This is a genomic window from Blautia sp. HCN-20427, from assembly GCF_037890365.1.
In the GTDB taxonomy this organism is placed as follows: domain Bacteria; phylum Bacillota; class Clostridia; order Lachnospirales; family Lachnospiraceae; genus Blautia.
In genome coordinates this window covers 80,822-94,682 of the sequence record NZ_JBBKBX010000002.1, presented here as the reverse complement: position 1 = coordinate 94,682, position 13,861 = coordinate 80,822, and the positions used below count along the sequence as shown (strand labels likewise).

The window sequence follows — 13,861 nt, the reverse complement described above, 5'->3', positions numbered from 1 at the left end:
ATGACTTAAAATAAGTTCTTCTTGGAGAAGATAAACGCCACTACCAGACTCAAAAGAAGAGAAAGGACAATGACAATGGCAAAGCCCTCCGGGTGGGAGGCAAAAGGCATTCCCTTCAGATTTACATTCATACCGTAAGCACTGAATATCATGGTAGGAATGGACATGACAATGGTCACAGTTGCCAGAAATTTCATAACAATATTCAGATTGTTTGATACAATAGAAGCAAAAGCCTCGGTCATACCGCTCAAAATTCCACTGTACACGTTTGCCATCTCGATGGCCTGTTTGTTCTCGATAATGACATCTTCCAGCAAATCCGTATCATCGGGATACTGCTTGATACGCTCTACTTTTAAAAGCTTTTCCAATACCATTTCATTGGAACGAAGAGACGTGGTAAAGTATACCAGGGATTTTTCCAGTTCCAGAAGTTCTATCAGCTCTTTGTTCTTGGTAGACTCCTGCAGCTTTTCCTCTACTTCCTCACTCTTTTTGTCTATGATACGCAGGTAATGCAGAAACATACTGGCATTTTTGTACAGAATCTGAAGAATAAAGCGAGTCTTCATATAAGTATAGAAGTTCCGCACACGACCGTCCATAAACCGGCCCAGCACCGAAGTATCTTCCAGGCAGACGGTAATGATAATCTCATCTGTCACAATAATAGACAGGGGAATGGTTCCATACCAGTCCTTTTCTCCCCTTTCCTCCAGAATCGGAGTGTCCACAATAATCAGGGTGTACTCGTCTTCCACCTCGATACGGGAACGTTCCTCTTCATCCAGAGGTGCTCTCAAATCATCCACCTCAATGTGATACCTTTTGGCAACCTCGAAAATTTCCGTTGCCGTGGGATCCGTCAGCGCAAGCCAGCAGCCTTCGCTGGCTTCGTCCATCTGATGAATTTTTCCATCCACTGTTTTGAATATTCTAATCATGGTTTCTCCCTTCACCCTCCTGCACTGGCAGGAAGCCGGGACGGCGCCTGTCAGCAGGATTTCTCTTTTTTTATTTTTTCATTTTTCTTTCTCCCAGGACAAGGCCCGCTTTCCATAATTTTGCACTTCCTTTTTTCAAAAAATACTCAATTTCCCCGTTCTTATGCTTCGCACTTGGAAAAGATAATGCTGTTAGGGGTTTCCACCTTCATAGGTTTCCCTTTCATAATCAGCAGTTTCTTTTCATAATCAATGGCAAAGGTTGTAATGGAATTGGATTCATGGTTTACCACTGCCAGATGTTTTCCATCCGGGAACACATCCAAATCCTTCGGATAATTGCCGCTGATTGGCAGAATACACTGCTTTTCCAGAAGACCGGTTTCTTCCTCTCTCTTAAACATAGCCACGGTATCCTCTCCCGCATTGGAACAGAAAATATATTTTCCGTCTGCGGACAGACACATACCGGAAGTAGCGTCATGGGCTTCATCATCGTGGGAAGCCAGAGTGCTCTCCGTCTGCAGCAGTTCAAAGACAGGATTTTTGCCGCTTCCATCGTAGCGGTATACCTGAATGGTATTGTTCAATTCATAGTTCAGATAAGCAAATCTTCCATCCGGGCTGAACTTAATCAGCTTAGGACCGGATTCTCTCTGGCATCTTAAAATGTCCACCAGCTCTAAACGACCGGTACGTCTGTTGACTCTGTAAATTTTCATCTGATCAATGCCGTTGTCCACTGCACAGAGATATTTATTATCCGGTGTCGGGCGCACACAGCTTACATGGGGACGGAAATTTCTCTCTCCCACGCTGCCCAGCCCTTTGTGAAACACACCGTCCAGCACACTGCCCAGACGTCCGTCTCTGTGCGTATGCACTACAGTCACTTTTCCGTCATGGTAACCGGCCACAAAAAGGTACTTGCCTTCTTCATCCGTGGACAGATGACAGCCTCTCATACCGTCAATATCTACTTTATTAATAAAGGTAAGGTCTCCGTCCGGTTCAATGGCAAAAACCGCCACGCCTTCATCTGCAATGGAGTACAGATACTTTCCGTTAAGAGACTTTGCCAGATGGGAAGAATTGTTGACGGGAATCACTTTTCTCTCGCAAAGAGTTCCCTCTTCCACATTGACATCATACAAATGGATTCCGATACTGCTTCCGTGGGTATAGGTTCCCACATAGGCTACATATTTTTCCTTCATTTATGCAATATCCTCCTGTTTTCTATTGTTTCACCACACGACAAATTCGCGGTCTTTGCACAAAAAGACCGCCAGTGTACAATACACTACGGACATTCTACCACAAAGTTTTTTCTAATACAATGCATATTGATGGCTTTTCCTGCAATTCATTTCTATTTCATCTGTATTTTACAGGGATTGGGTCATTCTAATATTGACATGATTTTTTCCTTTAGTATAATGGATAAAGAATATCTACAAAGGAGAACTGGGATGAACCATACTTTAGTAAATTTAATTGACATCTCCAAAAGCTTTGGAGACCAGGTAATCCTGGACGAACTGAATCTTTCTATACGGGAAAATGAATTTCTCACCCTTCTTGGCCCCAGCGGCTGCGGAAAAACTACAACGCTCCGTATTCTGGGCGGATTTGAGTCCCCTGACAGCGGGAAAGTCATTTTTGATGGAAAGGATATTACAAATCTTCCGCCCAACAAGCGGAATCTGAACACCGTATTTCAGAAATACGCGCTTTTCTCTCATATGAGCATTGAAGAAAATATTGCTTTCGGTCTGAAAATTTCAGGAAAAAGCAAAGCCTATATTCATGACAAGGTAAAATATGCTTTAAAGCTGGTCAATCTGGACGGCTATGAAAACCGGCTCCCGGATTCTTTAAGCGGCGGACAGCAGCAGCGTGTGGCCATTGCCAGAGCCATTGTAAACGAACCTCGGCTGCTTCTTCTGGACGAACCTTTAGGCGCTTTGGACTTAAAACTGCGCCAGGACATGCAGTATGAACTTATCCGTCTGAAAAACGAACTGGGCATTACCTTTATCTATGTCACTCACGACCAGGAGGAAGCCCTTACCATGTCAGATACCATTGTGGTTATGAACCAGGGATATATACAGCAGATGGGAAGCCCGGAGGACATCTATAACGAACCTCAGAACGCCTTTGTGGCAGACTTTATCGGCGAAAGCAATATCCTTCCCGGTATGATGCTGGAAGATAAACTGGTGGAAATTCTGGGTGCCAAATTCCCCTGTGTGGACGTGGGATTCGGTAAGAACAAACCAGTAGACGTGGTTATCCGCCCGGAGGATGTGGACTTGCTGGCTCCGGAAGAAGGCACAATCCAGGGGGTTGTGTCCCACCTGATTTTCAAAGGCGTCCACTACGAAATGGAAGTACAGGCAAACGGTTTTGAATGGCTGGTGCACAGCACGGATATGTTCCCTGTAGGGCAGCAGGTAGGCATTCATGTGAATCCTTTTGACATACAGATTATGCACAAGCCTGAATCCGAAGATGAGGAGGCTATTGGAATCAATGAATAAACGAAAACTGCTTTCCGGCCCGTATCTGATCTGGTCCGTGGCCTTTATCCTGATTCCTCTTGCCATGATTTTTTACTATGGCTTCACCAACAGCGAAGGGCATTTTACCTTTGAAAATGTGCTGGCTATCGGCACTGTGGAGAATTTCAAAGCACTCTGCCTTTCTCTTTTGCTGTCCCTTATCAGCACCCTTATCTGTCTGATTCTGGCATATCCGCTGGCTATGATGCTGTCGAATATGAAAGTCAACCGGACAGGCTTTATTGTGCTCCTTTTTATTCTTCCTATGTGGATGAATTTTCTTCTGCGGACTCTTGCATGGCAGACTCTTTTGGAAAAAAACGGCGTTATCAACCAGGCGCTGGGCTTTTTTCATCTTCCTTCCCAGCAGCTGATTAACACACCGGGGGCTATTGTACTGGGCATGGTCTACAACTTCCTGCCCTTTATGGTACTGCCCCTCTATAACGTGCTTTCCAAGATAGACAAAGACGTTATTTTTGCAGCCAGAGATTTGGGCGCCACTGCGGCCTATACCTTTCGGAAAATCATTTTTCCTTTAAGCATGCCGGGTATTATCAGCGGCATTACCATGGTTTTTGTACCGTCTCTGACGACCTTTGTTATCTCTGACCTCTTAGGCGGAAGCAAAATTCTCCTCATCGGAAATGTCATTGACCGCCAGTTTCAGCAGGGAAGCAACTGGAACGTGGGAAGCGGACTTTCGCTGGTACTGATGGTATTTATTTTCATCAGTATGCTTCTCACCGGAAAATACGATAAAAACGGGGAAGGAGGTATGTTCTGATGAAAAAAACAGTACGAAATATATATCTTGGGCTGATTCTTTTTCTCATGTACGCCCCCATTGTCACCCTCATTGTCCTGTCTTTTAACGCTTCAAAATCCAGGGCAAAATGGGGCGGTTTTACCTTAAAGTGGTACGCTTCTCTTTTTCAGGATAAAGCCATTATGACAGCCCTTTACAATACGTTAATCATTGCCCTGCTCTCTGCTGTTCTTGCCACGGTTGTAGGTACGGCAGCCTCCATCGGTATCAATGCCATGAAGGGCAGAAGCAAAACCATCATGATGGGAATTACCAACATTCCCATTCTGAACTCAGAAATCGTAACCGGAATTTCCCTGATGCTTCTGTTTATTGCCTTCAGAGTCACCCTGGGATTTTCCACTATTTTGCTGGCCCACATTACTTTTTGCATTCCTTATGTGATTCTCAGTGTCATGCCAAAATTGAAACAGACCAGCAAAAGTACTTATGAGGCAGCCCAGGATTTAGGTGCAGGTCCGGTATCCGCCTTCTTTAAGGTGGTGTTTCCCGATATTCTGCCCGGTATTGTCTCCGGATTTTTAATGGCCTTCACCATGTCTCTGGATGATTTCATTATCACCCACTTTACCAAAGGCCCCGGTGTGGACACCCTCTCCACCAAAATTTACGCAGAAGTACGAAAGGGAATCCGTCCGGAAATGTATGCCTTGTCCACACTGCTTTTTGTCAGTGTACTGGTGCTGATGATACTGGTCAATACAAGTCCGAAAGAACCAAAAGACAGAAAAACGGTTTCCAAAAGAAAGTCCCTGCAGCGCGGACTGCGTCTGGCGATTCCCCTGCTGCTTGTGGCTGTGCTGGCAGGCGGCGGCGCCTTTTATTACTTCGCAGGCGCCAAAGATGCCGGCAGCGAAAAGCTGATTGTGTACAACTGGGGGGATTATGTCGACCCCAAAACCATTGAACTGTTCGAGGAGGAAACTGGCATTTCCGTCACTTACGAGGAATACGAAACCAATGAAATCATGTATCCGAAAATTCTTTCCGGGGCTATTGCCTATGATGTGGTATGCCCTTCCGATTATATGATTCAGCGTATGATAGAAAACGATTTGCTGGCCAAACTGAACCTGGACAACATTCCCAATATAAAAAATATGGATTCTATCTACATGGAACAGTCCAGAAGTTTCGACCCGGACAATGCTTACTCGGTTCCCTACTGTGTGGGTACGGTGGGAATCCTGTACAACAAAACCATGGTGCACGAACCTGTGGACAGTTGGGATATTCTCTGGGATTCTAAATATGCGGACAGTATTCTCATGCAGGATTCTGTCCGGGATGCCTTTGCTGTAGCTTTAAAACGCCGTGGGTATTCCTTAAATTCCAGTAAGGTAGACCAGCTGATACAGGCTAAGGATGACCTGATTGCCCAGAAACCCCTGGTACAGGCCTATGTTGTAGACCAGGTACGCGATAAAATGATTGGAAACGAGGCTGCTTTAGGCGTTATCTATTCTGGAGAAGCCGGATACACCAAAAGGGAAAATCCCAATCTGGAATATGTCATCCCAAAGGAAGGCTCTAATGTCTGGATTGACTCCTGGGTCATTCCAAAAAATGCCAAAAACAAGGAAAACGCAGAAAAATTCATCAACTTTATGTGCCGTCCGGACATTGCCCTGATGAACTTTGAATATCTGACCTACGCAACACCCAACAAAGCCGCCAGAGCGCTGATTAAAGATGAGGAAACGCGAAACAGCAAAATTCTCTTTCCCAACGCGGAAGATTTGACAAACTGTGAAACCTTCCAATTCCTGGGAGATGATGTGGACAGCTATTACAACGAACTCTGGAATAAAGTAAAATCAAACTAAGCTACAAAAGGAAATTTTTATGAACCGTATTTTTGAATATTGTGTGGCTGATTCTGACCTCCCCTGCACCGCAGGGGAGTATTTAAAAAGAAAAGGCTGCTCTCACCAGATTCTGGTACACTTGAAAAAAACAGAAAAGGGGATTCTGGTAAACAATGAATGGGCTTATGTGCGAACCCCCTTACAGGCGGGAGACCTTCTGAAAATCACCTTAACGGAAGACACCCCTTCTCAGAACATTGTTCCGGTTGCCATGCCTCTGTCTATTGTTTATGAGGATGAAGATATTCTGCTTCTGAACAAGCCCGCAGACATGCCGGTACACCCTTCTGTCAATAACTATGACAACACCCTGGCAAACGGCGCGGCCTGGTATTACGCACAGCAGGGAAAACCTTTTGTCTTCCGCTGCATCAACCGCCTGGACCGGGATACCACGGGACTGCTGATTCTGGCAAAAAACGCCCTCAGCGCTTCTATTCTCTCTGCTCAAATGAAAAAAAGAGAGATTCACAGAACCTATCAAGCCATTGTAAAAGGAGTCCCCATTCCCGAAAGCGGTACTATAGACGCCCCTATTGCCAGAAAAGAAGGCTCTGCCATAGAGCGGTGCGTGGATTTTGAAAAAGGCGAACGGGCTGTCACCCATTACCGTGTCCTGGATTCCCGAAACGACTATTCTCTTGTGCAGCTTTCCCTGGAAACCGGCAGAACACACCAGATACGGGTGCATATGGGCTATCTGGGACATCCCCTGTTAGGCGATTACCTCTATTATCCTGATTTTTCACGGATAAAACGGGTCTCCCTCCATTCTTATGCGCTTTCTTTCACACATCCCATGACTGGCAGTCCCCTCACCTTTCGGGCTCCTCTGCCGGAAGATATGGCTGATTTGTTTGCCTGATGTATGCAAAAGACACCGGAATTTACATTTGAAAAGCCCGGTCAGAACTTCAGCTGCCAAATGCAGCGGTCTGTCCTGAACCGGGCTTTTTTTGTTTCTCAATTTTCTGTTTTCTTTTAATTTCTTCTAAGTGCCTCAATAGGACTTAAAGAAGCTGCTTTCTTTGCCGGATAAATTCCGAAGAAAATTCCCACTGCACAGGAAAAGGCCGTTGCAATCAAAATTGTGCTGACACTGATTCCCGGCGTCAAAGTCATTCCCTGGCTGGAACTGATAACCGAACAGATTCCAAATCCTCCTGCAATTCCCAGAATAATACCAATAATTCCTCCAATAACAGTCAGAATGGCGGATTCTGCCAGAAACTGCATCATAATGGAAGAGGTCTTCGCCCCCAGAGATTTTCGGATACCGATTTCTCTGGTTCGCTCTGTTACAGATACCAACATAATGTTCATAACACCAATACCGCCTACCAGCAGAGAAATTCCTGCCACAAAGGAAATAAATGCCGTTACCATGCCCAACATCTGGTTCATGACCTTCATCACATCCTGGAAACTCTGTACCTGGAAGTAATCCTCCCCTGCAGACTGGTGTTTCTGTTCCAGAACCTTGATGATTTTATCGGAAATGACTTTTGAGTCCATTTTTTTATCGGCCTGTACCATAATGTAATAAAAATCATCCGTGGAATCTCCCAGAAAATCTCTGGCTGCTGTATACGGAATGGAGATGGAAACCGGCATGCCTTCATAAGTATAGCTGACAAAGGTTCCATTTTCTTTGTGGGTGGTAACGCCCACAATCCGGAAGGATTTTGTCAGATTCAGACACTGTACATCAATATCCATGCCCACTACATCATCCGAACCAAAGAGTCTTTTGGCATCGCTGTCGGAAATGACACATACATTTCTGCCCTCTGTCACATCTGCCTCCGTGAAGTAGGAACCTCTCTTCATGGAATAGTTATTCAAAAGCTGTCCATCCTGTGTCTCCATAGAAAGGTTTATCTGAAATTCCCCTTTCCCGGTTACTGTATCTCCGGTAACACTGTCGGTTCCTGTAACACCTTCCACACCTTTGATTTCCCGGATAGCATCCAAGTCCTCCGGTGTCATATAAACATCCTGATTCATGGCATCGGTACTGCAGTTAATGGCAATCTGACCGCCGCCCGCATCGTTAATCTCACTGTTCATCTGATTCTTGGTACCCTCACCGATGGATACGATAGCGATGACCGACGCAATTCCGATAATAATACCAAGCATGGTAAGAAAGGAACGTCCCTTATTGGCAAGAATATTCTGAATCGCCATTTTGACATATTCTACTATATTTCCCATATTCTCTTCCTTTCCTGCTACTTAGAGGCTTTGCTGTCCTCTGTCTTGGCTTCCTTTGCGGTCACACTGTCGCCTTCGCTGTAATTGCCCATATCCTTAATAACCTGGTCTCCTTTTTTCAGTCCGCTTTTTACTTCTACCATGGAGTCTGAAGTTACCCCTGTCTCGATGTCTTTTTTCTCAATTTTTCCCTTGTTCACTACATAGCAGAAAGAGCCTTCTTTTCCGATGTTTACCACCTCTACAGGAAGTACCGGCACATTTTTAGCCTCGGATGCCTGAATGGTAACCTTGGCTTCCACACCAATAAAAATATCATCGTCCGGATTGTCAATATGTACACTGACCCCAATCAGAGGTGTTCCCTTTTCATTTGGAATGGCAATCTTGCTGACTTTGTCTACTGTACCTTTATACTTTTTATCACCAAGAGTGATTTCTGCCTTCTGACCTTCTTTTACCTTGTCAAAATCGTATTTGGATACGTTGGCTTCCACGCATACATCCTGTGTGCTCTGCAGGGTGAAAAGTTCCATTCCCTGGGTAACGGTTGCGCCCTGTGTTACTTTTGCGTCAGAAATAACCCCTTTAAACTCTGCCTGAATACCTTTTCTGCCTTCTTCTAAGAGTTCCTGAAGATTCTTTGATTTCAATTCTGACAGGTTGCTGGTAATAGTCATTTTTTCTCTTGCTGCATCTGTCAGACCTGCTGTGTCATTTTCTGCAATGGCTTTTTTAGAAGCCAAATCAGACTGAAGCTGTGCTAAATCAGAGGAAGCTGTTTCCATCTGTGCCTGCAAATCAGAGGTATCCGCTGTAACTGTGCCGGAAAGTCCATCCGTGGAAACGCTGTAATCTGCCTGATTTACCTCTTTTTTCACCGGTTCTGCCGGAGGATTATTCAGAAGGTATCTGTAATCTTCCAGTTCGGATTCTGCTGCTGTACCAGAGTCAATTTTTGTTTTCAAATCGCTGAGCTTCTGGTCATAATCTTTTTTTGTAACGTTGTTGTACTCATCCAAAGCTTTCTGATATTCCTGGTCTGCTGCTGCAACCGCTGCATCATAGGCCGCTTTGGCCTCTGCCTGAGCCTGTTCTATCTGTGCCTGGGCATCATTCTGTGCGTTGGTCTGTGCGTCTGCAATCTGCTGGCGCAGGCTGTTGATTTGATTTTGCTTCTCTTCAATCTGGCTTTCCAGTCCCGGAATGGCCGCCTGGGCTTCTGCCACTTTATTTGCAGCAGTGCTTGCCTGTTCCTGCGCATCCTTTATATCCAGTTCGCCGGATTTTGCTGTCAGCTGTGCCTCCTGGTTTTCTGCTTCCAGGTCTTCCAGATTAAAACCAATGATGCTTTTTCCAGCGTCTACACTGTCTCCTGCTTCTGCGGTCATGGTCTGAATGGTTCCGTTGACCGGAGAGTAGAAAGTTTTCTTCTGTTCGCTTTCCACATTTCCTGTAGCATCCACTTCCTGTGTGACGTTTCCCGTCCCCACGGATACGACCTCTACAGACGGTGCGGCATCCTTCCCTTTACTGTTCATACTGCCGACAAGTGCAATCAAGCCGATAGCCAGTACAATTACCCCTATGGTAATCAGCATAATCATGTTTTTACTCTTCGTTATTCCCTTTTTCATGTTCTTCCTCCATACTGTCAAATGCAGGGTTTATAATATCGGATTCTATCTTCCCATCCATAATACGCACCACACGCTTTGCCCTGGCGGCAATGCCATCATCATGGGTAATGAGAATCACCGTTCTTCCCCCTTTGTGCAAGTCTTTTAAAATTCCCAGAATTTCCTTGCTGGAAGCCGAATCCAGATTTCCGGTAGGCTCATCGGCCAGAATCACCGGAGGCTTGGCCGCAATGGCTCTGGCAATAGCCACACGCTGCTGCTGTCCGCCTGACATCTCTGACGGCTTGTGGTTCATACGATGGGCAAGTCCTACCATTTCCAGAGCCTCCCTGGAAAGCTGCCTTCTGGTCTTCTTATCAATTCCCCTGTAAATCAGCGGCAGTTCCACATTTTCCTCTGCGGTCAGATTTGAAATCAGATTAAACCCCTGGAAAATGAAGCCGATTTCCTTATTTCTGACTGCAGAAAGCTGATTGTCCGTCATGGTGGACACATCTGTACCATTCAGAAAATAAGTACCCGAAGTAGGCGTATCCAGACAGCCCAGCATATTCATGAATGTAGACTTTCCGGAACCCGACTGGCCGATAATGGCTACAAACTCGCCTGTATCAACCTCCAGATTAATATGGTCTAATGCTCTTACTTCATTCTCACCCGGATTGTAAACCTTGCACAAATCCGTTACTTTAATAAGATGTTCCATAAGTTCTTCCTTTCTCTCATAATATATAATCAAAAACTGCAGAGCAGTTTCCAATCGCGTTTTTGTATACAAAAGCAGGGCAAAACAGGAAATTTCCCCGTTTTGTCCTGCCCTCACTACATCTTTTCCTTATAAACTTGTTCCGTTCTGCGCGTCCTGCATAGCCTGACGGTTTTTTAATGCTCCCCAGAAGTATAACAAGGGAAGAATCAAAGAAGCCAGAATAGAAACTATCGATAATGCAGTAAATCCTGTTGTAGCAGCGGAAATTCCTGCATTGACTAACACAAATGCAATCAAGACAATTCCGCAGATAAAGCAGATATTTGCTTTTTCAATCTTGTTGCAGTTTGCCACACCTAAAATTCCTGCTACCAGGTAGATAACGCCCTGAATGACAGATGTGATAATTCCTGCCTGAAAAGTTTCTGCTGTAAGTCCCGCCTGTTCATAAATGGCAGTTGTGGCAGAATCCAGTGAGCCGCTTGATAATGCACTTGCTACAAACGCATTAGACGCTGCGCCGATAAATCCAAACACCCCACCGATAATCAGTAAAATCCCTACACCCTTTAAAAAACCTTTTCCCGGTGCCTTTTTTTCCATAACCAAAGCCCTCCTCCGTAAATTTGTAATCATTTTATAATTCCTTCCTAAAAATGTCAATTTCATTTTAGGATATTTTCTAAATTTTTTCTAAAATCTTTTCTATAAAGCCCGAATTCTGGGAACTTCATCGATATGAAGGTATCTGCTCAATGCCTTTACAATAATGTCATGATTGACAAAATGGCTCTGGTTGGTCACCATAATGGCTCCGATAACGCCCACTTCTTCCACACGCACCGGAAATCCCCCGCCCAGGCAGGAATATTCTTCTTTTCCCAGTCCGATGTCTTCCATGGTTTCTTCGCTCCTTTTCAGTTCGCTGTACAGAAGCATGGTGCTTTTTTCCATACGGGAAACCGACGCAAACATCTTGTCCGCCCAGATTTCATTGTTTGGTGTTGTGCCGTTGCCTGCGTACTTAAACACTGTGTATCCATTGTTCAGACGAATTTCCACCGTGGTATCCAGTTCCCGCTTCTTTGCCTCCGCAACCAGCAGATTGCCAAGTTCCCATGCATCCTCATTGGTAAAATGATTGAACTGCAAAATTTCCTCCTGCATAGCCAGAACCGTAATTACTTCTTCAACTGTCATAACAGACACCTCCTGTCTCTTACCGGATTCTGTCCGGAAAACCAACCTTACGCTGTACCTTTCTCAGCGTTTTATTTGCAAAATACTGGGCTTTTTCTGCATTTTCCTTAATAATGGAATCCAGATATCCCTTATCTTTTTCCAGTCTTGCCACTTCATCCTGCAAAGGCTTTAACACACTGACAACCGCTTCTCCCACAGCCATCTTCAAATCTCCATAGCCTTTTCCTTCAAATTCTCTGATTGCTTCCTCGGAAGTTTTGCCCAGACATGCACAGTAAATATCAATGAGGTTTTTCAATCCCGGCTGTTCGTCTCTATAGGCAATGCAGGCTTCTGAATCTGTCACCGCCCGTTTACACTTTCTCATAATAGTATCCGGGTCATCCATAAGATAGATACTGCCGTTTGGATTTTCGTCAGATTTGGACATTTTCTTCGCAGGGTCCTGCAGACTCATAATCTTAGCGCCTACCTTGCCGATATAGGCTTCCGGAATGGTAAACACATCACCATAAATGTTATTGAAGCGGATGGCAATATCACGAGTCAGTTCCAGGTGCTGCATCTGGTCAATGCCTACCGGCACCACATCTGCCTGATATAGAAGAATATCGGCTGCCATCAGCACCGGATACGTAAAGAGTCCCGCATTGATGTTATCCGCATGCTTTGCAGATTTGTCTTTAAACTGGGTCATGCGGTTTAATTCCCCCATATAGGTAAAGCAGTTTAAAATCCATGCCAGCTCTGCATGTCCTGACACATGAGACTGGTAATAAATACAGTTCTTCTTAGGGTCCAGACCTGCCGCAAGATATAAAGTCAGCAGCGCTCTCGCTCTCTTTCTGAGGGTTGCCGGGTCCTGGCGCACCGTAATGGAATGCATATCCACCACACTGTAAAAGCACTCATATTCATCGCTTAAAGTCACCCAGTTTTTCAGCGCTCCCAGATAATTTCCCAGTGTCAGGTTTCCGGTGGCCTGCATACCGCTGAATAAAACTTTTTTATCATTGATCATCTCTTCTGTCCTCCAACTACTACAATTTCCCTTTATTTGTCTATTTTAGCACGTTTCTTTTCTGTCAGCAACCTTGTTCTGTCTCTGTTTTCTATTATTTTTCCACAATTATCAGAAACATCGGAGTTGACTGATAATTTGCTTTTTCTTCTTCACTCCAGACTTCCTTCCAGACCTCCTCTTCCACAAGCACCTGGTTCGGAGAAAATTGTCCGAGCACCTGCTTATCCCATGTGGGCCTTGCAATCCGGCTTAACGGCACCTCTCTTGCAATCTCCTCCATGGCGTCAATATCCGTACAGGTGTAGTGGTCACTCAGCTGCAGTTCCTCCACTCTGGCTCTGTCTTCTTCATAGGCTCTGCGCTTCTCCTGGTCGAAAAGATGATGGTACCAGTTGGCGTCATAATTTAAAAGGATGCCGCCTTTTTTCAGAACTCTGATCCACTCTCCATAGGCTTTTTCCGGCTTCTCCAGATTCCAGGTCAGATTTCTGGAAACCACCACATCAAAAGTCTCTGATGCAAATGCAAGATTTTGGGCATCCATTTGCTGCCAGTGGATTTTTCCTGCAAGTTTCCCTGCATTTTGTTTCGCTTCTTTTAACATTTCTTCTGTATAATCCACTGCTGTCACCTGATATCCCGCTTCTGCCAGAATAATCGCGAAAAATCCCGGACCTGTACCAATATCCAGTACCTTTGTCTCTTCCGGTTTTTTCCCTTTCAGATGGCTCATCAGATTTTTCTTCCATTTTTCCCGCTGTTCTGTAGCCAGCTCGCCCTGATTCACCTGAGAATAGCCCTCTGCTCTTCCCGTCCAGTATTCTTCGATTTTATCTAATAATTCCATGTTGATTTCT

The 13,861-nt window shown here is 45.0% G+C and carries 13 protein-coding genes; 4 read left to right on the top strand and 9 right to left on the bottom strand.

Annotated elements, in window-relative coordinates:
• Positions 1-5: 5 nt before the first annotated feature.
• Positions 6-947: a magnesium transporter CorA family protein gene (locus tag WKT17_RS01535; RefSeq protein WP_173747294.1), complete on the bottom strand. Its 942-nt coding sequence runs from the start codon at positions 945-947 to the stop codon at positions 6-8.
• Between the two features lie 161 nt (positions 948-1,108).
• Positions 1,109-2,164, bottom strand: a complete 1,056-nt coding sequence (locus tag WKT17_RS01530) for a lactonase family protein (protein ID WP_173747293.1) — start codon at positions 2,162-2,164, stop codon at positions 1,109-1,111.
• Between the two features lie 255 nt (positions 2,165-2,419).
• Between WKT17_RS01530 and WKT17_RS01525 the strand changes: the two genes are divergently transcribed.
• From WKT17_RS01525 to WKT17_RS01510, 4 genes are read left to right on the top strand one after another with little or no spacing between them, the layout of a single operon-like run.
• Positions 2,420-3,493 (top strand): ABC transporter ATP-binding protein, encoded by a 1,074-nt coding sequence (locus WKT17_RS01525; protein WP_173747292.1) that lies wholly within the window; start codon positions 2,420-2,422, stop codon positions 3,491-3,493.
• Positions 3,486-4,301, top strand: coding sequence for an ABC transporter permease (locus WKT17_RS01520; protein ID WP_173747291.1), 816 nt, complete (start codon positions 3,486-3,488; stop codon positions 4,299-4,301). Before WKT17_RS01525 ends, WKT17_RS01520 begins: the two co-directional genes overlap by 8 nt.
• Positions 4,301-6,169, top strand: coding sequence for an extracellular solute-binding protein (locus WKT17_RS01515; protein WP_173747290.1), 1,869 nt, complete (start codon positions 4,301-4,303; stop codon positions 6,167-6,169). Before WKT17_RS01520 ends, WKT17_RS01515 begins: the two co-directional genes overlap by 1 nt.
• Positions 6,170-6,188: 19 nt before the next feature.
• Positions 6,189-7,076 (top strand): RluA family pseudouridine synthase, encoded by an 888-nt coding sequence (locus WKT17_RS01510; RefSeq protein WP_173747289.1) that lies wholly within the window; start codon positions 6,189-6,191, stop codon positions 7,074-7,076.
• 116 nt (positions 7,077-7,192) lie between these two features.
• Here WKT17_RS01510 and WKT17_RS01505 read toward each other — a convergent pair whose 3' ends face one another.
• From WKT17_RS01505 to WKT17_RS01475, 7 genes are all read right to left on the bottom strand, one after another.
• Positions 7,193-8,428, bottom strand: a complete 1,236-nt coding sequence (locus tag WKT17_RS01505) for an ABC transporter permease (RefSeq protein WP_173747288.1) — start codon at positions 8,426-8,428, stop codon at positions 7,193-7,195.
• 17 nt (positions 8,429-8,445) lie between these two features.
• Positions 8,446-10,065 carry an efflux RND transporter periplasmic adaptor subunit gene (locus WKT17_RS01500; RefSeq protein WP_294542840.1) on the bottom strand — a complete coding sequence of 540 codons (1,620 nt, stop codon included), beginning with the start codon at positions 10,063-10,065 and terminating at the stop codon, positions 8,446-8,448.
• The gene (locus WKT17_RS01495; protein ID WP_173747511.1) at positions 10,040-10,774 is read right to left on the bottom strand and encodes an ABC transporter ATP-binding protein; all 735 of its coding nucleotides are present in this window, start codon (positions 10,772-10,774) and stop codon (positions 10,040-10,042) included. The genes WKT17_RS01500 and WKT17_RS01495 overlap by 26 nt, the downstream gene beginning before the upstream one ends.
• A 129-nt stretch (positions 10,775-10,903) precedes the next feature.
• Positions 10,904-11,380, bottom strand: coding sequence for a hypothetical protein (locus WKT17_RS01490; RefSeq protein WP_173747286.1), 477 nt, complete (start codon positions 11,378-11,380; stop codon positions 10,904-10,906).
• A gap of 102 nt (positions 11,381-11,482) precedes the next feature.
• Entirely contained in the window at positions 11,483-11,977 is a 495-nt protein-coding gene (locus WKT17_RS01485) for a heme-degrading domain-containing protein (protein ID WP_173747285.1), read from the bottom strand.
• 19 nt (positions 11,978-11,996) lie between these two features.
• Entirely contained in the window at positions 11,997-13,001 is a 1,005-nt protein-coding gene (trpS, locus tag WKT17_RS01480; RefSeq protein WP_173747284.1) for a tryptophan--tRNA ligase, read from the bottom strand.
• Between the two features lie 94 nt (positions 13,002-13,095).
• Positions 13,096-13,851 carry a class I SAM-dependent methyltransferase gene (locus WKT17_RS01475; RefSeq protein WP_173747283.1) on the bottom strand — a complete coding sequence of 252 codons (756 nt, stop codon included), beginning with the start codon at positions 13,849-13,851 and terminating at the stop codon, positions 13,096-13,098.
• Positions 13,852-13,861 lie beyond the last annotated feature (10 nt).